We start from the raw sequence: 21,405 nt of genomic DNA, 5'->3' as shown, positions 1-21,405 counted from the left end.
CCAGAGCAAGACGAGAGGCCCCCTACATGCGAATTCTGATCACCAATGACGATGGCATAAGCGCGCCCGGTCTGGCCGTTCTGGAACAGATTGCCCGCGATGTGGCAGGCCCGGGTGGCGAGGTCTGGACCGTGGCACCCGCGTTTGAGCAGTCGGGCGTTGGCCACTGCATCAGCTACACCCGCCCCTTTATGCTGAGCCAGCTGGGCGAGCACAGATTTGCGGCGGAAGGATCCCCCGCCGACTGTGTGCTGGCAGGCCTGCATGTGGTGATGAAGGACCACCGGCCGGATCTGGTGCTGTCGGGCGTCAACCGCGGCAACAACTCGGCTGAAAATGCGCTATATTCCGGTACACTTGGCGGCGCGATGGAGGCAGCTTTACAGGGCATTCCCGCCATGGGACTGTCGCAGTATTTCGGGCCTGATAATGCCCAGCTAGAGACCCCGTTTGAAGCAGCCGCCCAGCACGGCGCCGATCTCATTCGCTCCATTCTTGAGGCGCAGCCCAGGGACGACGCGGATTACCGGTTGTTTTACAACATCAATTTCCCACCGGTGCCTGCCAAGGGTGTAAAGGGACGGCGGATCGCGCCACAGGGATTCCGGCGTGGCAGCCATTTCTCCGCTGAGGAACAGACCTCCCCCAATGGACGGCGCTATCTCTGGATCCGGGGGGGCAATCAGCATATCGCCACCGCCGAGGGCAGCGACGCGGCGCAGAACCTTGCGGGCTATATCTCCGTGACACCAATGCGGGCGGATCTTACAGCGACGGACGCGCTGGAGCGTCTGAAGGGCATTGAATGAGCGACCCATCTGCTGAAACTAAGATGCAGTTCCTCTTTGCCCTGCGGTCGCGCGGGGTGACGGATGCGCAGGTCCTGGACGCGATGGAGCAAATTGATCGCGGCCCTTTCGTGCGTGGGCTGTTTTCCGCTCGTGCCTATGAGGACATGCCGTTGCCGATTGCCTGCGGGCAAACCATATCGCAACCCTCGGTCGTTGGATTGATGACACAGGCCTTGCAGATTTCGCCGCGTGATACGGTTCTGGAGGTGGGCACTGGGTCAGGTTATCAAGCCGCGATTCTTAGTAAATTGGCGCGCCGGGTTTATACGGTAGACCGCCATGCCCGCCTCGTACGCGAGGCGCGGCAGATCTTTGACCAGTTACATCTGTCCAATATCACCTCCCTTGTTGGCGATGGTAGTCACGGGTTGCCGGAACAGGCGCCCTTTGATCGAATCATCGTGACCGCCGCTGCCGAGGACCCCCCCGGCCCGCTCTTGGCGCAGCTAAAGACCGGGGGTATCATGGTGGTGCCCGTTGGCCAGTCCGACACAGTCCAGACGCTGATCCGTGTTCAAAAAACCGACAGCGGCTTGGAATACGACGAATTGCGCCCGGTGCGTTTTGTTCCCCTGCTTGAGGGGATCGGCAAAGACACGTAAGGGAAGGGCGAGATCCGCCCATCCCAAGCCACGCACGATGTCGTGGTCCTTTCGTGGCTGGCCGACAGAACTATTGGCAAGCCCCAGGGATAATGGGGGCCCGCAAGACGGGAACGGCGTTCCGAGGAGAGCGAAATGACAGTAACAGCACCCACCCGCCCCAATCGCATGGCAGGCCGTAAGGCGCTGATGACCTTGCCGCTGGTGGCCGTATTGGCCGCCTGCGAAGCCCCGCTGGATTATGACCTGCGCGGCCAGATCGGAGCCTTCAACACCACGAAGGCAGCGCAGACTGCAACCGCAAGCCGCCCCAAGCCTGATGACAAGGGGTTGATCACCTATCCATCCTATCAGGTGGCTGTCGCACGCCGGGGCGATACGCTGGGCGATGTTGCCAGCCGCATTGGGTTGCCCGCCAGCGAATTGGCACGCTTCAACGGCATGAAGACCGAAGACCCGCTGCGTCAAGGGGAAATCATCGCCCTGCCCCGTCGCGCGCCCGGTTCTGCGACGGCAGGCAACGGCGGCGTAGATATTGCGTCACTTGCAGGCGATGCCATCGACAGTGCGCCATCGACCAGCCCCAGCGCGAGCAGCCAAGTCAGTACCGCGTCACTGGCACCGCAAACATCAGCCAACAAGCCACAGGTTCAGAGCGGACCGGAACCCGTGCGCCACAAGGTAAAGCGCGGCGAAACCGCCTATACCGTCTCGCGTCTTTATCAAGTGCCGGTGAAATCACTGGCAGACTGGAACGGTCTGGGCAGCGATTTTGCGATCCGTGAAGGTCAGTTTCTGCTGATCCCGTTAAAAGATCGCCCAGTTCCGCGCCAAGAAGCCTCCGCAGCACCTGTCGCGACTGCGGTCACAGCACCAGGCGAGGGCACCAGCACACCTACCCCGCCAAGCGCGACGAAACCACTGCCGAGCGAAACTGTGGCTCCGGCCGCCGTGGTGCCCAAGGATTTGCCAAAGGTCGAAGTCCCGGCTCCGACCCGCAGCTCCACCGCCGCGATGAGCTATCCTGTTCAGGGCAAAATCATCCGCACCTATGCCAAGGGGAAGAACGACGGCATTGATATCGCCGCAGCCGCCAACGCACCCGTCAAAGCTGCCGATGGCGGGACCGTTGCCGCGATCACCAAGGATTCCAACAATATCCCGATCATCGTGATCCGCCATGACGCCAAATTGCTGACCGTCTACGCCAATGTCGACAAGATCGAGGTCAACAAAGGCGACACCGTAAAACGCGGCCAGACCATTGCCACCTTGCGCGATGAGTCCTCGGCCTATGTGCATTTTGAAGTACGAAACGGTTTCGAAAGCGTCGATCCGCTGCCCTATCTACAGTAGCTTGACCAACTTTGGCCACAGAACAAAAAGCGGCGCCCCGGTTAAATCCTGGGCGCCGCTTTTTTGTTCTGACCATCGTACGGTTAACTGGGCGCAAACTATCTATCAGGTCACCTTGACCCCATGTCGGCCCGCCAGATCGGTAAAGAACTGCCATGCTACACGACCCGAGCGAGAGCCCCGGGTGGCCTGCCATTCAATTGCCTCTGCCCGCAGAGCCTGATCCGAGACATCAACGCCATAGGCGACGCAATAGCCTGAGATCATGGCCAAATACTCATCCTGATCACAGGGGTGGAAGCCGAGCCACAACCCAAAACGATCCGACAGAGAGACCTTTTCCTCAACCGCTTCGGAGGGGTTAATGGCGCTTGAACGTTCGTTTTCGATCATATCGCGTGGCATCAGGTGGCGACGGTTGGAGGTCGCGTAGAACAGCACATTTTCAGGCCGTCCTTCGATACCGCCATCCAGCACCGCTTTCAGGCTTTTGTAGTGCTGATCATCATGGCCAAAGGAGAGATCATCACAATACAGAATGAACCGTTCGGGGGCAGCGCGCAGATGGTTCAGCAACCGCGCCACGGACGGCAGGTCTTCGCGCTGCAGCTCCACCAACGTCAGTTTGGGAAATTCCGGTGACAACTGGCCATGGATAGCCTTCACCAGACTGGATTTTCCCATTCCCCGCGCGCCCCAAAGCAGGGCGTTATTAGCCGCAAACCCGGCTGCGAAACGTCGTGTATTGCCCAAGAGTGTATCGCGGGCCCGGTCAATACCCAGCAACAGTTCCAGAGCAACCCGGTTCACGGTCGTCACAGGCTCTAGCCGGTCCGGCGATACATGCCAGACAAAGGCGGAGGCCGCGTTGAAATCCGGTGCATCCAGCGGTGCCGGTGCCATCCGCTCCAATGCTTGCGCGATGCGGGTCAAGCTTGTCTCGTCCATAACGGGCCTCCGTCTAGTGGCAGGGTCAGGATCTGTCGCAACCTGCGGCCGCGATCAGCTGTCCTGCGGTTCGATCATGTCGACACGGGTTGCGTGACGGCCACCTTCGAATTCGGTGCTTAGGAAGGTATCGACGATTTCAACCGCAAGGCTGTCGCCAACGACACGCGCCCCGATAGAGAGCATGTTGGCGTTATTGTGTTGACGGATCATCTTCGCCGAGAATGTCTCGGAGCACACGCCGCAGCGGATGCCTTTTACCTTGTTTGCGGCCATCATGATGCCCTGGCCAGTTCCACAAAGAATGATGCCCAATTCGCAATCGCCAGAGGCCACCCGCTCCGCTGCGGCTGCGCCGTGCTTGGGGTAGTGGGTGCTTTCTGCTGTTATCGGGCCGATATCGACCACCTCATAGCCATTTGCAGCGATATGATCAGCGATGGCCTGACGCAGCTCAATGGCTGCATGGTCGCTGGAAAGAACAACGCGGGTGGGTTTGGTCTGGTCCATGGGAGTCTCCGTCGGTGAGTTGCCAGGGTCAAAGCATGTTCCGGCTGGGCGGGCAAGAGGGCAGCGGGCCGCGCCTTGCCCCCTTTGACCGCCTAAGACACCGCCACAACCAAAAAGGCGCGCCGTTTCCAGCGCGCCTTTCTTGGTCGGTTCTGGCAGGGATTACTTGACCTTGCCGTCATCGTCAGTGTCGTCATCCTCATCGAACTCGTCCATCAGTGGATCGTCTTCGGGATGTCTGTCCATCTCCTCGCCGATATCGTCTTCGTCATCGTAATAGCCTTCTGCGCGCAGCTTGGCCTCACGGGTCTTTTCCACCTGACGCACCAGCAGGATAGAAATTTCATAGAGGCCATAAACCACTGTGAAGAGGATCCCTTGGGTGATCACATCCGGCGGGGTTACCAGCGCAGCCAGCACAAGGATCGCGACAACCGCATATTTGCGGACGCTGCCAAGCCCGTCGGCGCTGACCAGGCCGGCCTTGCCCATCAGGGTCAGAAGCACCGGCAACTGAAAACACAGACCAAAAGCCATGATGAACTTGAGCGTGATATCAAGAGATTCGTTCACCTTGCCAAAGAAGGTGATCCGCACCCCGTCAGTGGTTTCCGGCACCACGGCGGCATCGGCTGGCAGGTTGCTCACCGCACCAGACATCAGATTGGCAAAGATCGACGACACATCAGCAAAGCCAAGGAAAAATGCCATCGCCAGCGGTGTTACTACGAAATGCGCAAAGCTGGCCCCCAAGAGAAACATCACCGGAGAGGCAATGAGGAAGGGCAAAAACGCATTCTTTTCCGTCTTGTAGAGCCCCGGCGCCACAAAGCGCCAGAGTTGGAAGCCAATCACCGGAAAAGACAGCGCAAAGCCAAACACCATGGAGATGCGAAACAGCGTGAACAGATATTCCTGCGGGCTGGTATATTGCAATGTCGGCGATGGATCACCCAAATTGCGCAGAGTTTCCTCAATCGGGCCCAGCAGGAATTGCAGGATCGGTTCTGCAACAGTGAAGGCCAGCACGATCCCCACAATGAACGCGCCCACCGCCCGGATCAGGCGGGTGCGCAGTTCAGCCAGATGCTCAATCAGCGGCGCTGTGCTGTCGTCGATGTCTTCAGACGCGCTCATGTCTTGGTCTCACTTTCCGGCGTTGTCGGCGTGTCTGGGGCTGCCAAAGCCGCCTCCGCCTCAGCCGCCTTAGCCTGCGCTTCAGCGGCTTCGCGTGCCTTGCGGTCTGCCGCTGCACGGGCGGTGGCAGCCTGGATTTTCTTCGCGTCTTCCGCCCGTTCAGCCGCCAGTTTCCCGGTTTCGCTGTCGGGGTCGAATTTGGTCGGGTCAATCGACTTGGCCATATCCTGTGCCGCCTGTTTGACACCATCCATGGCGGTGTTCATTGGATTGGCTGCCGCCTTCAGCCCCTTAGCTATGTCATTGACGCCCGTCTCATCCGCGGCATCATTCATCGCCCGGCTGAATTCGCGCGCCATGCCCTTGGCCTTCCCCACGAACCGCCCGACATTGCGGAACAAAACCGGCAGGTCCTTGGGTCCGACAACAATCAGCGCCACAACGCCGATAACCATGAGTTCGGTCCACCCAAGATCAAACATCGCGGCTTAGACCTTGTCTTTTTCGGTCTCGGGGGTCACGTCGCGCGCGGTCTCGGCGGTGTCTTCTTCTTCCAGTTCTTTGGTGCTGTCGTTGACGCCTTTCTTGAAGGCGGTGATGCCTTTGCCGACTTCGCCCATCAGCGACGAAATCTTGCCGCGGCCAAACAGGACCAGCACGACAACAGCGATGAGCAGCAGGCCCGGAAGGCCGATATTGTTAAGCATGAGAGTGTCTCCTTCTGCGTGCGGACCGGGTGATGGCCCGCAGATGTCATCTGATGACCGTTTTACGCCCCCGCTCTGGTGCAGCAAAGATCTGAGCCCTTACGCAATAGGTGGAATCTACTCCAAAACGCATTTTCTTGGCAGGGCGCGCATTCAACTGACAGGTTTATGTCAGTTGGACTTGGATATTGCCAGCCCATCACAGAGCAAAAGGAGACAAGTGATGGACAAACATGTCGCAGAGATCGTGACCTTCCGCCTGGCAGATGGGGCCAAGACATCAGAGTTCGTGGCGCTGATGCAAAGAACCGAAGCCTTTGTGCGCGCCCAATCCGGTTTTATACATCGTCAACTGAGCCAAGGTGCGGATGGCAGCTGGACCGACTATGTAATCTGGCAGGACATGGCGACCGCGCAAGCCGTCGCCCAAAGCTTCATGCAGCAAGAGTTCGCACCAGAGGTGATGGCGGCCATTGCACCGGACACAGCCAAAATGCGGCATGAACAGGTGCTGTGGATGATGGTCTCCTGACCATCGGCATTGGGGACGGCAGGCGGCACACTTGACCTCTTGCCGTCACCGTATCAAGGCTAGGTCATGCGCCGTACTGATCGCCTTTTTGATATCATCCAAATTCTGCGCGACGGCAAGTTGCACCGCGCGCAGGATATGGCCGAACGGCTGGAGGTATCCACCCGTACGATCTATCGTGACATGGATACGTTGGTCGCCAGTGGCGTGCCGGTCGAGGGCGCGCGCGGCGTTGGCTATATGGTGCGCGAGGCGATCACCCTGCCGCCGCTCACACTCACGACCGAGGAACTGGAGGCACTGAACCTTGGGATGGCCATCGTGGCAGAGGCCGCTGATCCGGATCTGAAGGCCGCAGCCGAAAGCCTGGCGGCCAAGGTTGATGCGGTGCTTCCAGAGGGCACCATCGCCGAAGCCGATGCGTGGAAATTTGCCGTATATCCATTTGCAGATGTGGCACGGGGTTTTGCGCAGATGCCGACTCTTCGCGCTGCGATCAAGGCACGGCAAAAACTACAACTCATCTATCGCAGTATCGACGATAGGCGGACCGAACGGGTCATCCGCCCGCTGCACATGGAATATTGGGGACGTGTCTGGACGCTGACGGCCTGGTGTGAAACCCGTGACGATTTCCGCGTGTTCCGCGTTGACCTGATTGAGCATGCAAAGCCCCTGCCCGAGCTGTTCGTGGATGAGCCGGGCAAGCGGCTATCCGACTATGACCCCTATCCCAATTCCTGAGACCAGCCCCCCGGAACTGACACAAACAGACGTACCCGGCTGTCAGTCAGCCTTGTGCCGGGAAGACGAAACAGCGGTCGCGGCGCACGGTCAGCCACATGACCCGTCCAGCGTCGGGCAGAAACACGTTTGGCACTGTCGCCTTTAGCACGCTGCCATCGAAGTCCATGCGGAATTCCACCAAGCTTTCATGACCAAGAAACCGCGCCCTTTTCACCACGCCACGTGCCGCGACGCCATCACTTGGGGTTGGATGCGGTCCGCGGCCATTGCGGTCAAAATCGATACGCACATGCTGCGGGCGAAAGACAATCTCTACCTCGGTTCCGTCAGGCACGCCAGGTGCCAGAAATTGACCAAAGGGTGTTTCTGCCAGTGCCCCGTTCACCTCAGCATTCAAAATGTTGGTATCGCTGAAGAACCCAACAGCAGCACGATCAACGGGCCTTGTATAAACATTATAAGGCGCGCCCTGCTGCACGATCTGCCCTGACCGCATCAAGGCAATCTCATCGGCCATGCGCATCGCCTCTTCCGGCTCATGCGTCACCAAAAGAACAGCGGCGTCTTCTTCCTTTAGCAAGGTCAATGTCTCGTCCCGAATGCCATCGCGCAGCCGGTTATCAAGGCCTGAAAACGGCTCGTCCATCAGCATGATGCGCGGCTTGGGGGCCAATGCCCGCGCCAGCGCCACGCGCTGCTGTTCTCCACCGGAGAGGTGATGCGGAAACTCGTCAATATACTGCGCCAGAGAAACCTTGTGCAGCAGCTCTTCGACCCGCGCGCGTTTCTGATCCTTGCTGCCCTTCAACCCAAAGGCCACATTATCTGCAACACTTAGATGTGGGAACAGGGCAAAGTCCTGAAACATCAGCCCAATTTCGCGCCGTTCCGGCGGCACACGAAACACCGTGTCGCAGATCAGCTTGCCATCGACATAGATCTCGCCGCTGTCCTGCATCTCAACGCCCGCGATCATTCGCAGGGTGGTGGATTTACCACAGCCCGAGGGGCCCAGTAGACAGGTGACCTGACCCGCCTGAATTTGCAGAGATACATCGTCCACCACCGCACGCCCATCAAAAAAGCGCCGCAGGTTGCGGATTTCCAGACGCGGCGCAGCTGCCTCGGTCGGCAGTGCCCGTCGGGACGGCATCGGTTCGGGGGAAGCAGATGTCATGCGGCCTCGTCTTCGGTTTCTGATCAAAATGATCGGGCTTGGATCGCAGATATCAATCCGGCGGCGGCGGTGCAAGACAGCCCTACGCCACGCGCCATAGGTTGTTAGGCTGTATCGCTAGTCGGCCTGATCCAGCAGCTCAAACGACAGGCTTGCGCGTACAACACCGTTCACCAGCACCTCCAGGTGATGCGTTCCGGTCACCAGAGTAAAGGTGCTGGCCCCAGCCTTAAGCGGATGGCGTTTGCTCAGCCGGGCGCGGCCCGCCTTTAGGGTTGTCTGCTTCAGCTTGAACACCTTGGCCGATGTCTTACCGCCAGGACGCTGGAAATGAAGGCGATAATCCACAAGGACAGGCGCATCCGCTGGACCATCCAAAGCACAGTCAAATTGCAAGGCACCACCGATGTGCACAGGCGTATCGGCCACGGACAGTTTGGCGGTGACCGGTGCGTCTGGATCATAGCCCAGCATTTGCATCGCGCCAGCATGCCCCGCCTTGACCAATCCGCGCAACGCATGTGCAGTCATCCAGACCAGCTCTTTTGGGTCTTGGCGGCCTGCCTGCTGCCACAGGCGCAATTGATCCAGCACCAAATCCGGGTCTTTCTTGGAGATGTCATTCAGATGATTGGCGACCGAGCGAGTGACATAGCGCGTGGAATCTGCGTGCAGCTGATCCAGCAAGGGCAAAGGTTGCGCCAGATCCAGAGGCACCGCCTGCCCCCAAGGTAGCCTAGGCCTTGTGCCTTCGCTGACCAGCCGCCGAAGGTGATAATTGTCGCTGCTCGCCCAACGCTGCATTTCGGCAAGCGTCTGATCGGTCCAGCGGGTCAAGAACGGGCGGATTGCCCATTCCATGGAAAACCTCTGGGTGATCTCTGACAGAAGCTGCAGCGACAGTTCCGGTGCGGTGTCCAACCCACGCAGCACGACAAATTCGCCTAACGGAGCAAAGATAAAATCGCCGAAATCATCATCGCGAAGATTTGGATCCAGTGGCGGTGGCAACGCGCGTTTCAGAACTGGTGCGGCGGCCTCCAGATCCTCTGGCAGGTGGCGCGACAGAACGTCCGCAATCAGGCTGATGCGTTGTTTTAGTTCCAGATCCGGGAGTTCTGCCATCACGTCGGCCTCGAACCGCGCGGGATCAAATCCGGGATCTGCCGCCGCGAAAAGGCCCGCAAGGTAGCGGGTCTTCTTCTGATTAAACAATTGATCCTTCAGCGAGAAACCGGATGTCATCTGCCCGCCCCGTCAAATGGTCATATTCGTGGCGCCACCGTCCAGCAGGATATTCTGGCCGATGATGAAGCCCGCGTGCTGCGAGCAAAGGAAGGCGCAGGTGGCTCCGAACTCCTGCCGCGTGCCATAGCGACCGGCGGGAATACTGGCGGCGCGCTGCTCGGCGGCCTGCTCAAGGGAGATCCCCTGCTGTTGGGCCACGCCGGTATCCAACGAGACCGCCCGATCCGTGGCGTGGATACCGGGCAGCAGGTTGTTGATGGTCACGCCCTTCGCGGCAACCTGACGGGAGGTGCCTGCTACATAGCCAGTCAGCCCGGTGCGCGCCGCATTCGAAAGGCCGAGAACGGCGATTGGTGCCTTTACCGATTGCGAAGTGATATTGACGACACGGCCCCAACCCCGCTCCATCATGCCCGGCACCAGCGCTTTGATCAACGCAATCGGCGTCAGCATATTGGCATCAAGCGCCTTGATGAAATCGTCACGCTGCCAATCAGACCAAACCCCCGGAGGTGGGCCACCCGCGTTGGTCACGAGAATATCCACGCCCTCGGCGGCAGCAACGACTTTAGCCTGCCCCTCTTCGGTGGTGATATCTGCGGCGATGGTTTCGACGTCGACACCATGCGCATCACGGATCGCCTGGGCCGACCCCAAGAGAGCCTCTGCCCCGCGCGCGTTCATCACCAGATCCACACCCGCCGCTGCCAATGCTTCGGCGCAGCCCAGTCCCAACCCCTTGCTGCTGGCACAAACCAAAGCGCGCTTCCCCGCCAAACCCAAATCCATATACCTATCTCCCTTGCCATGCGGCGACATTTTCGGCTGGTAGCTTGTAGCCCCAGTAAAGATTACGCCGGTGTCCCTGTTGCGCAGACCTTGCACTCTCGCTTCGGTATTGACCAGCCCCCAGCAGATGGGCTCTCCCGCCCGTCCGTCACTCGCGCTCGATCACGCCAAGCTGCCATCACAGATGTTTCGCGCGCCTTCGCAAAACCACCGCCGTCTGGTCCCCATATCGCCACATTTCCCGGCAGTATGAGAGATCAGCCGCGCAGGACGCGCGTCCATTTGATTTGGTCAGATTATTCATGCGCACACCGTTGCATCAAAGAGCCCCTGCCATACAGACACTGCCGGTTTTCACCGCATCCGAATTCTGCGTGGAAATGGGCGCGAATATGGGCGACGGATTGGGGGTCTACGATGATCTTCAACTGGATGATGTCTATCAGTTGACCCGAAGCGATGCGCCCCATCAGCTGGGCATTTCAGCACGTACCGACGGGCGGTTCACCCTGGCCAAGGACACCGCCATTGGCACCCCGGGGGCGCGGCTGCATCTGGATTGCCTATTGACGCTGATGCCGGATATTGGCGCGAATGTTGATGCGCTGGTGCTGGTCGAAGTGGACAGCGACGGGATGATTGCAGCGATCTACCTGCTGCCGTTGGCTCCGCTACAGGTCCAGACCAGTTATACCCTTGTGCGCAAAACCCGCGAGGGCACACGCCTGCGACTGGCACAGCTTGCCTGTGTGTCCTTTACCCGTGGCACCTGTATCACCTTGGGTACCGGCGCTCAGCGTCGGATTGAAAATCTCAGGGTTGGGGATCGTGTCCTGACACGCGACGATGGCGCCCAACCGGTGCGCTGGATCGGTCAGTGCACCAGCCGCGCCATAGGTGATATGGCTCCGATCCTGATCAAGGCCGGCGCGCATAACAATGAAAACGACTTGCTGGTCAGCCCTGATCACCGGCTGCTCGTGCGTTCACGCCACGATATCCTCCGCCGGGGCCCTACCAACGAACTGGTGCGCGCGCGCGACTTGGTAAACGGCATTGATGTTCTAGTCCAAAGCGGTGGCTTTGTGGACTACTTCCAGCTGCTATTTGATCGCCACCAAATCATCTTTGCTGAAGGCATTGCCGCCGAAAGTCTGCTACTGGATCCGCTGACCCGTGCCGCCTTGCCGGAAGCGCATCTGGGCCGCAGCTCCGGTTTGCTTATTGGCCACCAGCGGGTTGCTTCTGGTTTGGACATCCGTCCCGCGCTGTTGGAACCAAGTGACGCTTCATCAAGCCTGCGACACGCACAACTGCGCTAAGCCTTGGGACACAAAGGCCAACAATCAGGCGCCTTGGTCAATGATCACAACCCAATTGCCGACTATCGGCAAGCGTTGATCAGTGACAGGCTTGGTCTCTGTTGCCCCTTGCCTAACCATAAGCCCCGCGCAGAAAGAAACGCCAATGATCCGTCACATCGTTCTGACAAAATTCAAACCAGACACGCCAGAGGACAGGATTGCCCAGATCTATGCCGGATTGTCCGCATTGACGGAACGGCTGTCCGGCGCACGAGATTTCACTGGTGGGCGATCGGAAAGCCCGGAGCAGATCGAACGCGGCTATCAGCATGGCTTCGTGATCGATTTTGACGGCTGGGATGATCTGAAAACCTACGCAGATCACCCCGAGCATCAAGCCCTCGGCGCGCAATTGGTCGCGCATGCCGCTGGCGGTATTGAGGGCATCCTGGTGCTTGATCTCCCTGTGACAGTCTAACCCCTGCTGGGCTGACGCCCGGTTGTCACCAGAGGGATCCCACTAACCAGCGTGACCGATTGCGGCGCGGTTTAGGTCACCCCGCTGTTTTTCTTGCCTCGGCCTACCATCCTGATATACGCGCGCTCATGCTCGATACCGTCCCCAACCGCCCCGACCTGCCAGCCGAAATCGCCCGGCGCCGCACCTTTGCGATCATCTCGCATCCGGATGCCGGTAAAACCACGCTGACTGAGAAGTTCCTGCTTTATGGTGGTGCTATTCAGATGGCCGGTCAGGTGCGCGCTAAGGGTGAGGCCCGGCGTACACGTTCAGACTTCATGCAGATGGAGAAGGATCGCGGCATTTCCGTTTCGGCCTCCGCGATGTCGTTTGACTACGCCAACTACCGGTTCAATTTGGTGGATACGCCCGGTCACTCCGACTTTTCGGAAGACACCTATCGCACGCTGACAGCGGTGGATGCGGCGGTCATGGTCATCGACGGTGCCAAAGGTGTGGAAAGCCAGACCCAGAAACTGTTTGAGGTCTGCCGCCTGCGGGATCTGCCGATCCTGACCTTCTGCAACAAGATGGACCGCGAAAGCCGCGACACGTTTGAGATTATTGACGAGATCCAGCAGAATCTCGCGATTGACGTGACCCCGGCAAGCTGGCCGATCGGGGTGGGGCGCGATTTCATCGGCTGTTACGACATGCTGCGGGACCGGCTGGAGCTGATGGACCGCGCGGACCGCAACAAGATCGCCGAAAGCATCGAGATCAACGGGCTGGATGATCCCCAACTGGCTAAGCATGTGCCAGAACACCTGCTGGAAAAGCTGTTGGAAGAGGTCGAAATGGCCCGTGAGCTTTTGCCAACCCTTGATCCGCAGTCGGTTCTGGAGGGTCACATGACGCCAATCTGGTTCGGCTCTGCGATCAACTCCTTTGGCGTGAAGGAGCTGATGGATGGCATCAGCACCTACGGTCCCGAACCCCAGTCCCAAAATGCGCAACCCCGCGAGATTGCGCCGGACGAAACCAAGGTTGCAGGTTTTGTGTTTAAGGTTCAGGCTAATATGGACCCCAAGCACCGTGACCGGGTTGCCTTTGTGCGGCTGGCCTCCGGCCATTTCAAACGCGGCATGAAACTGACGCATGTCCGGACTAAAAAACCGATGGCGATTTCCAACCCGGTGCTGTTTCTGGCCTCCGACCGCGAATTGGCAGAGGAAGCCTGGGCTGGTGATATCATTGGTATCCCAAACCATGGCCAGTTGCGCATCGGCGACACGCTGACCGAAGGTGAGGCGCTGCGCGTAAGCGGTATCCCGTCCTTTGCGCCTGAACTGTTGCAGGGCGTGCGCGCGGGCGATCCGATGAAGGCCAAGCATCTGGAAAAAGCGCTGATGCAGTTCGCCGAAGAAGGCGCAGCCAAAGTATTCAAACCCTCGATCGGGTCAGGCTTTATCGTCGGCGTAGTCGGGCAGTTGCAGTTCGAAGTGCTCGCCAGTCGGATTGAGATGGAATACGGCTTGCCTGTACGCTTCGAGGCCTCTCAATTCACCTCGGCCCGCTGGGTCAGCGGCGACAAGCTGGCGCTGGACAAGTTTATCAACACCAACAAACAGCACATCGCCTATGACAATGATGGCGACGTCGTCTATCTGACGCGGCTTCAGTGGGATATCGACCGGGTCGAGCGGGATTATCCGGACTTGAAACTCACTGCGACCAAGGAGATGATGGTCTAAGACCCGTTTCCCTGACCAACTGGTGACAACAGAACCTGCCATGGATCTCGACAACGAAAATTATCCAGGCGGGTTCTATAAGCTGATGCGACAGCTTGAGAAAAAGGAGACCCCGTTTCTTGAGGCTGCGACAGCGCTGCCGCCTGTAGATGTGGATTTTTCTACACTCTGCGCGCCGCTGCCACCTTCGGGCGGGGCTGCCGTCACTGATCTAAGCGATCTTGCGGATCATCACATCGCCCATAAATGGCAGGCCCTTAGGGACGAGTTCGCAGACCTTCCCGAGATCTGGGCGCTGCATGCGCTCTGCATTGCAATCCTGCGCCGCCGGGATCCGCCTGCCGAAGCGCGGCAGCTGTTCCTGCGGATTTGGCGCGAGCAGGGTGCAAATCTGGCCTCTGAACTCTCCACCCGTTGGCTGATATCAGCGGCGGCGACCTTTGCTGACCATGGCGACACTATAGAACAGCGTCTCGGCGGTCAGGGGCTACAGATGCTGTTTCATCTGATCAAACTACACGACAGTGAACGACGACTGTCAGGGCGCGCTACCGACAATGGTTTCCCCCGCATCAAGGGCAAAGATCTGGACGCACTGGGTTTGGGCATGAAACCCTACCACCTCCCCCATGGGGATCTGGACCGGCATATGCTGGCACGGCTCTGGCGCTACGCCGAACAGGATTCAGCCCTGCAACCGCTTGGTGTGCAGATGTTGCGCATGGTGATGAGCGATCCGCGCAGCATCTTTGGTCGCGTCCAGCGATACAAAAGCAAGGTGCCGCGTCTGTGATCAGCAGTCACGTAAAACGGGACACATGGGGTGTGGTGGCCACGATTAAGGCGGAAGCCACTGCAATTCTAGCCTTTGCAGCGCATCATCTGGAGCGCGGCGCGCATCGCCTCTACCTTTATCTGGACACACCTTGCCCAGAGGCATGGCCGCATCTGAAAGCACATCCTAAAATTCGCCCAACATTGTGCGACGCATCCTATTGGGCGCGCGCCAAACACGGTCGGCCGCAGAAGCATCAACCCCGGCAAACCCATAACGCCACCCGCTGCTACCGCAATCAGGCGCATGGGGAGGTCGACTGGCTGATCCATATGGACGTGGATGAGTTCCTTTGGGCCCAAACGGCGATCGGCGCGCAGCTGGCCGCCCTGCCAACGGATGCGATCTGTGCCCGCGTCCGGCCGTTAGAGGCCTTGGCGGGATCCGAGGATGCCTATAAGGCTCCGGTTCCACAGCACGCAGACAGTGATGGTGCGCTTCAGCGTTTGTATCCTAGTTATGGCCAGGATTTGCGTGGCGGTTTTCTGAGCCATGTCCAGGGCAAACAATTTCTGCGCTGCGGCCCTGCCCCGTTTGAATTGCGCATCCACAACGCCTATCTCGCCGACATTGAAAATCCGGGCCGCGTGGAGTTGTCAGCCACCGATCTTTGTCACCGCCATTGTCAGGATTGGTCGCATTGGCTGGCGCAGTACCGCTACCGGCTGGAGCGCGGATCCTACCGGGCGGCATTGAAACCCCACCGCCCACGCGCTAACGGCGGGCGCAACCTGCATGAAGTATTGAGCGAGATCGAGGAAAAAGACGGCCTGGCTGGGCTGCGCGCTTTCTTTGATACGGTCTGTGCCGACTCACCTTTGCTACGCGACAGGCTACAGGCAGAGGGATTGCTGCGGGTCCGAGAATTCGACTTGGCCGGTGTCACAGCGAAACATTTCCCTCATTTTACGAGAATTGGTGACCATTTGGGCGCAGACAGGGTATAACCCTGTCTTATTTCCCCCCTTTGCTGTCGTGGATGGTCGCTTCATTTGACGATTGCAGTGGTTTTTGCTATTCCCCGCGCAAGCCGGTACAGACAGCACGCAAGACCATGCGGAACTGGCTATGACATACACGCGCGGGCCAGGTCAGTGTCCGCAAAAACGGACGCAAATGACAAAATTTTCAGATCTGAACCTGAACCCCAAAGTTCTCAAGGCAATTGAGGAAGCGGGTTACGAATCCCCCACCCCTATTCAGGCAGGGGCGATTCCCCCGGCTCTTGAAGGGCGCGATGTGCTGGGTATTGCACAGACCGGCACCGGCAAGACGGCATCTTTTACCTTGCCGATGATCACCATGCTTGCCCGTGGTCGCGCCCGTGCCCGTATGCCGCGCAGTCTGGTGCTTTGCCCTACGCGTGAACTGGCAGCACAGGTGGCCGAGAATTTCGACACCTATACAAAACACCTCAAGCTGACGAAGGCCCTGCTCATCGGCGGCGTTTCGTTCAAGGAACAGGACACGCTGATCGACAAAGGTGTGGACGTTCTGATCGCAACGCCCGGCCGCCTGCTCGATCATTTCGAACGCGGCAAACTGATCCTCTCTGACGTCAAGGTCATGGTTGTGGATGAAGCGGATCGAATGCTCGACATGGGCTTCATCCCCGATATCGAGCGGATCTTTGGCCTTACCCCCTTTACCCGTCAAACGCTGTTCTTCTCTGCCACCATGGCACCCGAGATCGAACGGATCACCAATACGTTCCTTTCTGCACCGGCGCGTGTTGAAGTGGCCCGTCAGGCAACCACTTCCGAAAACATCACCCAGGGTGTTGTGCTGTTCAAAGCCTCGCGCCGCGATCGCGAAGCCAGCGAAAAGCGCAAGTTGCTGCGCCACCTGATTGATCAGGAAGGCGAAAAATGCACAAATGCGATCATCTTCTGCAACCGTAAGACGGACGTGGATATCGTTGCAAAATCGCTGAAGAAATACGGCTATGACGCGGCGCCAATTCACGGTGATCTGGACCAGAGCCAGCGCACCAAAACGCTTGAAGGTTTCCGCGAGGGATCGCTACGCTTTCTTGTGGCCTCGGATGTTGCCGCGCGTGGGCTTGACGTTCCCAGCGTCAGCCATGTGTTCAATTTCGACGTGCCCAGCCACGCCGAGGATTACGTGCACCGGATTGGGCGGACAGGTCGTGCGGGTCGCGATGGTACTGCGATGATGATCTGCGTCCCCAAAGACGAAAAGAACCTCGAAGATATCGAGCGTCTGGTCCAGAACGAGATCCCGCGCCTTGAAAATCCGCTGAAGAAGGTCAAAGCCGAGCCGCAGGCCAGCAGCAAGGACGCTGACGATGCGGCCCCGGCAGCTGAGCGCAAGACGCGGACACGTCGCTCCTCCTCTCGCAGCAGTGCCTCATCCAAGGCAGAGACCGCAACAGCAGAGGTTAAAGTGACCGAGGATGTCACCCCGGTCGAAGTCAAGGACACGCCTCAAATCGAGCCACAGCAGACAGATCAAGAGAGCCAAAATCGCAGTGACAACCGGCCCTCTTCTTCGCGCGGCAAGCCAGCAGAGAGTAAATCTGCAGGCGGCAAACATGGCCAGAAAAGCAACCAGAAGTCAGGTCGCGGGCGTGGCGGTAATGATCGTGGAAACGACCGCAATGTGGTTGGCATGGGCGATCATATGCCCAGTTTTATCGCGCTCAGCTTTGCCGAGCGGCGTGCCGGATAAGACCTCGACCTGATCTTACTGATTTACACACAAGACATCGGGCTGTCCTTTACTGGGCGGCCCTTTTTCTTGGCGCGCCAACTCTTTGTGGTGCAACCATATAGAGGAAATTGGCCGAAGCCCCAGAGCTTTGCACTTGCAGCATGGCGGGAATGCCCATTTTTGCAGATGTCCCCAATCCGCACAGCGACTACTTGAAGGGCAACAAGACGCATCAGATCAATATGAGGCCTGCCATGAACACCGTAGATTTTCCGAACGTGACCGCTGACGAAATTCGCGCCATCGAAGCCCGCGCCCACGAGCTGCGCGCTGAGGCGATGGCCAGCTTCCTGCGCGCTTTGGGGCGTGGTATTGCGGCCCTTCCCGCTAAACTGGCTGCACTGGTCACACGCCCACGTCACGCCTGACCACCAAGCCCGGCCTCTGATATCTTAGGGGTGCCTGGCCCCACTGAACGCAAAAGCCCCGACCAATCTGGCCGGGGCTTTTTGTGTCTCAATTGGCGCTTGAAATATTCTAGCGCATCCGGCTGACCACCACGGTCACCTCGGGTTTTTTGCCGATCTCATTCTGTGCGGTCTGACGTGCGACCCGGCGCAGGTTCTCTTCCAGCTTATCATCGTCACGCAGCGTTTTGGCACCGGCGCGCATCATGAACTGGTTCAGATCCTCTTCCATCACCTCTACCAGTGCGGCATTGGATCGACCAGTTTCAGCCAGACCCTTGATATCACACCAGGGTTCACCCAGTGGCTCATCTTGCTCGTCCAGAATAACCGTGACAACCACATGGCCGTTCAGGGCCATACGGATACGGTCCCGTACGACGCCGTCCATCGCGCCATATTTGACAGAGCCGTCCAGATACGTACGACCGGTGTCGACATAATCAACCACCTTGGGTTGGTCTCCGGTCAGATCCATCATCATGCCGTTGACCACAACCGCGCTGGCGATATCTTTGGCTTCGCCCAGACGAGCATGCTGACGCAGATGGCGGTGTTCACCGTGCATCGGAATCAGCATCTGCGGCTTGATGATATCATGCATCCGCTCCAGATCGGGGCGGTTTGCGTGGCCCGAGACATGGTAAAGACCGGAGCTGTCATCAACCACATCAACGCCCTTTTCAGAGAATTGGTTGATGATGCGAATGACACCGCGTTCATTGCCCGGAATGGTCTTGGAGGAGAACAGGAACATATCGCCCTCTTTCACCTCAATGCCACGGTACTTGCCGCGCGCAAGCTGTGCGGACGCCGCACGGCGTTCCCCCTGGCTGCCAGTCACGATCAACATCAGGTTTTCACGCGGCAGCTCCTGAGCGGCCTCGGTGCTGACAACCTTCGGGAAATTCTTCAGCACGCCGGTCTCTGTCGCAGCTTCAATCATGCGCTGCATGGCACGGCCCAAAAGCACAACCGAGCGCCCTGCCCGCTGGCCTGCCTCGGCCAGCGTTTTTACGCGCGCGACATTGGAGGCGAAAGTCGTTGCGACCACCATGCCCTCGGCCTCGCCCACAAGGCGAGTAATTTCAGGGCCGACGTCAACCTCGGAACGGCCAGGGTTCAGTGAGAAAACATTGGTGGAATCGCAAACCAATGCCTTGACGCCGTCCTTAGCGATATCCGCCCACATTTCCGGATCAAACGCCTCGCCCACAATCGGGGTCGGGTCTGTTTTGAAATCGCCGGTGTGCACGATGCGGCCGGCAGGTGTGTCGATCACCAGACCACCACTTTCCGGGATCGAATGGGAGATCGGCGCGACGCCGATGGTAAACGGCCCCAATTTGGTGACTTCGGGCCAGGCGGAGACGGTTTTCACCTCTTCGCTGTCCAGACCCGCTTCGTCCATTTTGCGGCGCGCCAGATTGGCGGTAAAGGCACGGGCATAAATTGGCACATTCAGATCACGATAAAGATGCGCAACCGCACCGATATGGTCCTCATGGGCGTGAGTGATGAACACCCCTTCCAGCTGATCCGCGCGCTTTTTCAGCCAACGGATGTCGGGCATGATCAGATCGACGCCGGGGGTGCTGTCCATATCCGGGAAAGTGACGCCCAGATCGACCAGGATCAGGCGTTCCTTGCCCGGTTTGCCGTAGCCGTAGACATAGGCGTTCATGCCAATTTCGCCCGCCCCACCCAGGGGCAGGTAGATTAAACGTTCAGTGCTCATCCTCGAGACCGTTATCCTTATTATATTTGTGTATGATCTGTAGCCCATGCATCGTGAGATCATCCTCAAATGCGTCAAACAGATCCGCTGTTTGCTGGAACAAAGGCGCCAGCCCGCCTGTCGAGATTACTTTCATAGGTACGTCACGCTCCGCCTTGATGCGGGCGCAGATTTCACGCACCAGTCCTACGTACCCCCAGAACACACCTGACTGCATACATGCAACCGTATTGGTGCCGATGACGGACTGCGGTTTGGAGATATCCACATGGGGCAAGGCGGCGGCGGCCTGATGCAGCGCCTCAAGGCTGAGGTTGACCCCAGGCGCAATGACCCCGCCGATATAGGCACCATCCTCGGCGACCACATCAAAGGTTGTTGCTGTGCCAAAATCGACCACGATCAGATTGCCACCGTATTTGTCAAACCCAGAGACTGTATTGACCAAACGGTCAGGTCCAACATTGGTTCCCTGATCCACCCGCACCGACACCGGCAACAGGCAATCCGGCTTGCCCACCACGAGGGGACGGGTGTTGTAGTAGCGATCCGCCAGAACGCGCAGGTTAAACACCACCCGCGGCACAGTAGACGAGATGATCATATCGGTGATATCCGCCTCAATACCCTCAAGTCGCATCAACGTGTTGAGCCAGACAAAATACTGATCTGCCGTGCGCCGCCAGTCACTGGCCGTGCGCCAGGTTCCAACAAAACTGTCACCGTCCCAGATTGAAAACACCGTGTTGGTATTGCCGCAATCCACCGCCAGAAGCATCGCCGCTCCCCTTCCCTAGAAAAAGATGTCCGCCGCCGGGATATTAACGCGGCCCTTGGCGGTTTTTAAGACGAGGTTTCCACTGGCGTCCACCGTCTCGAACGTTCCCTCGGTTTCGGAATTGGAGGTGCGCGCCATGATCACCTCGCCCAGACGGGCCGCACGGGCCAACCAGGCCGTACGGATCGGCTCAAACCCATAGGTGACGAATTGGGTTTCATAGCGGTCGTAGGCTGCGGCCAGCTCAGTCAGGAAATCCTCGGGTGTCACATGGACGCCGGTCTCAGATAGCAGCGAAACAGGCCAGACGGCACCCGGTTCCAGCCATTCCTGCATCGGCGTCTCAATCAGATTGACCCCGATCCCAATCGACAGATGGGAAACGCCGTCGGCAGCTCCCGCGCTTTCCAGTAGGATCCCTGCCAGTTTACCGCCGTTCAGCAACACATCATTGGGCCACTTCAACGACAGGCCAGCAGTCTCACCGCAAAGCGCCACACAGGCATCATGCAGCGCCAGAGACGCCACGAAACTGCGCAGCGCCACCTGCTCCGGCGCGCCATCCGGCCGCATCACCAGAGTTGCGGCGAAATTCCCCTTGGGCTCTTTCCACGCACGCCCTCTGCGGCCCCGCCCCTTGGTCTGGCGCTTGGCCATGATCCATTCCGGACCTGTCAGCGTCGGCGCACGACGCGCGGCCTCATCCAGCGTGCTGTCCACCTCCTCTAGCAGGCTGCGTCCGTATCCCTCTGGCCACTCACTCATGATCCTGTCCCTTCAAGGCAAAAAGGC

At 58.7% G+C, this 21,405-nt stretch carries 23 protein-coding genes; 12 read left to right on the top strand and 11 right to left on the bottom strand.

Translation table 11 applies throughout. The annotated features are described in order from the left end of the window. The first annotated feature begins 26 nt into the window (after window positions 1-26). The 3 genes from surE to PhaeoP97_RS05170 all read left to right on the top strand — a co-directional run bounded on the left by surE (window position 27) and on the right by PhaeoP97_RS05170 (window position 2,809). Window positions 27-809 (top strand): 5'/3'-nucleotidase SurE, encoded by a 783-nt coding sequence (gene surE / locus PhaeoP97_RS05180; RefSeq protein ID WP_072504171.1) that lies wholly within the window; start codon window positions 27-29, stop codon window positions 807-809. Continuing rightward, a complete protein-coding gene (locus PhaeoP97_RS05175; RefSeq protein ID WP_072504170.1) occupies window positions 806-1,453 on the top strand; it encodes a protein-L-isoaspartate(D-aspartate) O-methyltransferase in 648 nt (215 codons plus the stop codon). Before surE ends, PhaeoP97_RS05175 begins: the two co-directional genes overlap by 4 nt. 135 nt (window positions 1,454-1,588) lie before the next feature. Then, entirely contained in the window at window positions 1,589-2,809 is a 1,221-nt protein-coding gene (locus PhaeoP97_RS05170) for a LysM peptidoglycan-binding domain-containing M23 family metallopeptidase (RefSeq protein ID WP_072504169.1), read from the top strand. A gap of 105 nt (window positions 2,810-2,914) precedes the next feature. On the opposite strand, the gene PhaeoP97_RS05165 is transcribed toward PhaeoP97_RS05170, so the two are convergent. The 5 genes from PhaeoP97_RS05165 to tatA form a co-directional block, all read right to left on the bottom strand. Continuing rightward, window positions 2,915-3,757 carry an ATP-binding protein gene (locus tag PhaeoP97_RS05165; protein WP_072504168.1) on the bottom strand — a complete coding sequence of 281 codons (843 nt, stop codon included), beginning with the start codon at window positions 3,755-3,757 and terminating at the stop codon, window positions 2,915-2,917. 54 nt (window positions 3,758-3,811) lie between these two features. Continuing rightward, window positions 3,812-4,267 (bottom strand): ribose 5-phosphate isomerase B, encoded by a 456-nt coding sequence (gene rpiB / locus PhaeoP97_RS05160; protein WP_072504167.1) that lies wholly within the window; start codon window positions 4,265-4,267, stop codon window positions 3,812-3,814. A 162-nt stretch (window positions 4,268-4,429) separates the two neighbouring features. After that, window positions 4,430-5,404 (bottom strand): twin-arginine translocase subunit TatC, encoded by a 975-nt coding sequence (gene tatC, locus PhaeoP97_RS05155; RefSeq protein ID WP_072504166.1) that lies wholly within the window; start codon window positions 5,402-5,404, stop codon window positions 4,430-4,432. Next, the gene (tatB, locus tag PhaeoP97_RS05150; protein ID WP_072504165.1) at window positions 5,401-5,886 is read right to left on the bottom strand and encodes a Sec-independent protein translocase protein TatB; all 486 of its coding nucleotides are present in this window, start codon (window positions 5,884-5,886) and stop codon (window positions 5,401-5,403) included. Before tatB ends, tatC begins: the two co-directional genes overlap by 4 nt. 6 nt (window positions 5,887-5,892) lie before the next feature. Continuing rightward, window positions 5,893-6,111 carry a twin-arginine translocase TatA/TatE family subunit gene (gene tatA / locus PhaeoP97_RS05145; protein WP_014879615.1) on the bottom strand — a complete coding sequence of 73 codons (219 nt, stop codon included), beginning with the start codon at window positions 6,109-6,111 and terminating at the stop codon, window positions 5,893-5,895. A 223-nt stretch (window positions 6,112-6,334) separates the two neighbouring features. Here tatA and PhaeoP97_RS05140 point away from each other — a divergent pair, with 223 nt between their 5' ends. Both PhaeoP97_RS05140 and PhaeoP97_RS05135 read left to right on the top strand, forming a co-directional pair. Then, on the top strand, window positions 6,335-6,643 hold the full coding sequence (locus tag PhaeoP97_RS05140; RefSeq protein WP_072504164.1) for a hypothetical protein: 309 nt from the start codon (window positions 6,335-6,337) through the stop codon (window positions 6,641-6,643). 66 nt (window positions 6,644-6,709) lie between these two features. After that, a complete protein-coding gene (locus PhaeoP97_RS05135) occupies window positions 6,710-7,387 on the top strand; it encodes a helix-turn-helix transcriptional regulator (protein WP_072504163.1) in 678 nt (225 codons plus the stop codon). Window positions 7,388-7,433: 46 nt separating this feature from the next. Here the strand turns inward: PhaeoP97_RS05135 and PhaeoP97_RS05130 are convergent, their stop codons facing one another. The 3 genes from PhaeoP97_RS05130 to PhaeoP97_RS05120 all read right to left on the bottom strand — a co-directional run bounded on the left by PhaeoP97_RS05130 (window position 7,434) and on the right by PhaeoP97_RS05120 (window position 10,604). Further along, a complete protein-coding gene (locus PhaeoP97_RS05130; protein ID WP_420848994.1) occupies window positions 7,434-8,567 on the bottom strand; it encodes an ABC transporter ATP-binding protein in 1,134 nt (377 codons plus the stop codon). Window positions 8,568-8,684: 117 nt separating this feature from the next. After that, the gene (locus PhaeoP97_RS05125) at window positions 8,685-9,812 is read right to left on the bottom strand and encodes a DNA alkylation repair protein (protein ID WP_072504162.1); all 1,128 of its coding nucleotides are present in this window, start codon (window positions 9,810-9,812) and stop codon (window positions 8,685-8,687) included. A 12-nt stretch (window positions 9,813-9,824) separates the two neighbouring features. Beyond that, a complete protein-coding gene (locus tag PhaeoP97_RS05120) occupies window positions 9,825-10,604 on the bottom strand; it encodes an SDR family oxidoreductase (protein ID WP_072504161.1) in 780 nt (259 codons plus the stop codon). A 392-nt stretch (window positions 10,605-10,996) separates the two neighbouring features. Here PhaeoP97_RS05120 and PhaeoP97_RS05115 point away from each other — a divergent pair, with 392 nt between their 5' ends. The 7 genes from PhaeoP97_RS05115 (at window position 10,997) to PhaeoP97_RS20420 (ending at window position 18,058) form a co-directional block, all read left to right on the top strand. Further along, on the top strand, window positions 10,997-11,926 hold the full coding sequence (locus tag PhaeoP97_RS05115) for a Hint domain-containing protein (RefSeq protein WP_338048681.1): 930 nt from the start codon (window positions 10,997-10,999) through the stop codon (window positions 11,924-11,926). A 145-nt stretch (window positions 11,927-12,071) separates the two neighbouring features. After that, window positions 12,072-12,386 (top strand): Dabb family protein, encoded by a 315-nt coding sequence (locus tag PhaeoP97_RS05110; RefSeq protein WP_072504159.1) that lies wholly within the window; start codon window positions 12,072-12,074, stop codon window positions 12,384-12,386. A gap of 128 nt (window positions 12,387-12,514) precedes the next feature. Next, window positions 12,515-14,122 carry a peptide chain release factor 3 gene (locus PhaeoP97_RS05105; protein WP_072504158.1) on the top strand — a complete coding sequence of 536 codons (1,608 nt, stop codon included), beginning with the start codon at window positions 12,515-12,517 and terminating at the stop codon, window positions 14,120-14,122. Window positions 14,123-14,162: 40 nt separating this feature from the next. Then, window positions 14,163-14,915: a hypothetical protein gene (locus PhaeoP97_RS05100; protein WP_072506305.1), complete on the top strand. Its 753-nt coding sequence runs from the start codon at window positions 14,163-14,165 to the stop codon at window positions 14,913-14,915. Then, on the top strand, window positions 14,912-15,904 hold the full coding sequence (locus PhaeoP97_RS05095) for a glycosyltransferase family 2 protein (RefSeq protein WP_072504157.1): 993 nt from the start codon (window positions 14,912-14,914) through the stop codon (window positions 15,902-15,904). Before PhaeoP97_RS05100 ends, PhaeoP97_RS05095 begins: the two co-directional genes overlap by 4 nt. Before the next feature lie 169 nt (window positions 15,905-16,073). Beyond that, window positions 16,074-17,648, top strand: a complete 1,575-nt coding sequence (locus PhaeoP97_RS05090) for a DEAD/DEAH box helicase (protein WP_072504156.1) — start codon at window positions 16,074-16,076, stop codon at window positions 17,646-17,648. A 236-nt stretch (window positions 17,649-17,884) separates the two neighbouring features. Beyond that, window positions 17,885-18,058: an RSP_7527 family protein gene (locus PhaeoP97_RS20420; protein WP_192849681.1), complete on the top strand. Its 174-nt coding sequence runs from the start codon at window positions 17,885-17,887 to the stop codon at window positions 18,056-18,058. Window positions 18,059-18,167: 109 nt separating this feature from the next. Here the strand turns inward: PhaeoP97_RS20420 and PhaeoP97_RS05080 are convergent, their stop codons facing one another. The 3 genes from PhaeoP97_RS05080 to PhaeoP97_RS05070 are packed head-to-tail and all read right to left on the bottom strand — an operon-like array spanning window position 18,168 to window position 21,378. Further along, window positions 18,168-19,835: a ribonuclease J gene (locus PhaeoP97_RS05080; RefSeq protein ID WP_072504154.1), complete on the bottom strand. Its 1,668-nt coding sequence runs from the start codon at window positions 19,833-19,835 to the stop codon at window positions 18,168-18,170. Then, the gene (locus tag PhaeoP97_RS05075; RefSeq protein ID WP_014874171.1) at window positions 19,825-20,613 is read right to left on the bottom strand and encodes a type III pantothenate kinase; all 789 of its coding nucleotides are present in this window, start codon (window positions 20,611-20,613) and stop codon (window positions 19,825-19,827) included. Before PhaeoP97_RS05075 ends, PhaeoP97_RS05080 begins: the two co-directional genes overlap by 11 nt. Window positions 20,614-20,628: 15 nt before the next feature. Continuing rightward, window positions 20,629-21,378: a biotin--[acetyl-CoA-carboxylase] ligase gene (locus PhaeoP97_RS05070; protein WP_072504153.1), complete on the bottom strand. Its 750-nt coding sequence runs from the start codon at window positions 21,376-21,378 to the stop codon at window positions 20,629-20,631. Between the last annotated feature and the right edge of the window lie 27 nt (window positions 21,379-21,405).

The organism is Phaeobacter porticola (genome assembly GCF_001888185.1).
GTDB lineage: Bacteria > Pseudomonadota > Alphaproteobacteria > Rhodobacterales > Rhodobacteraceae > Phaeobacter > Phaeobacter porticola.
Note: the sequence above shows the minus strand (reverse complement) of the source record. Positions and strands in the feature narration are given on the sequence as shown.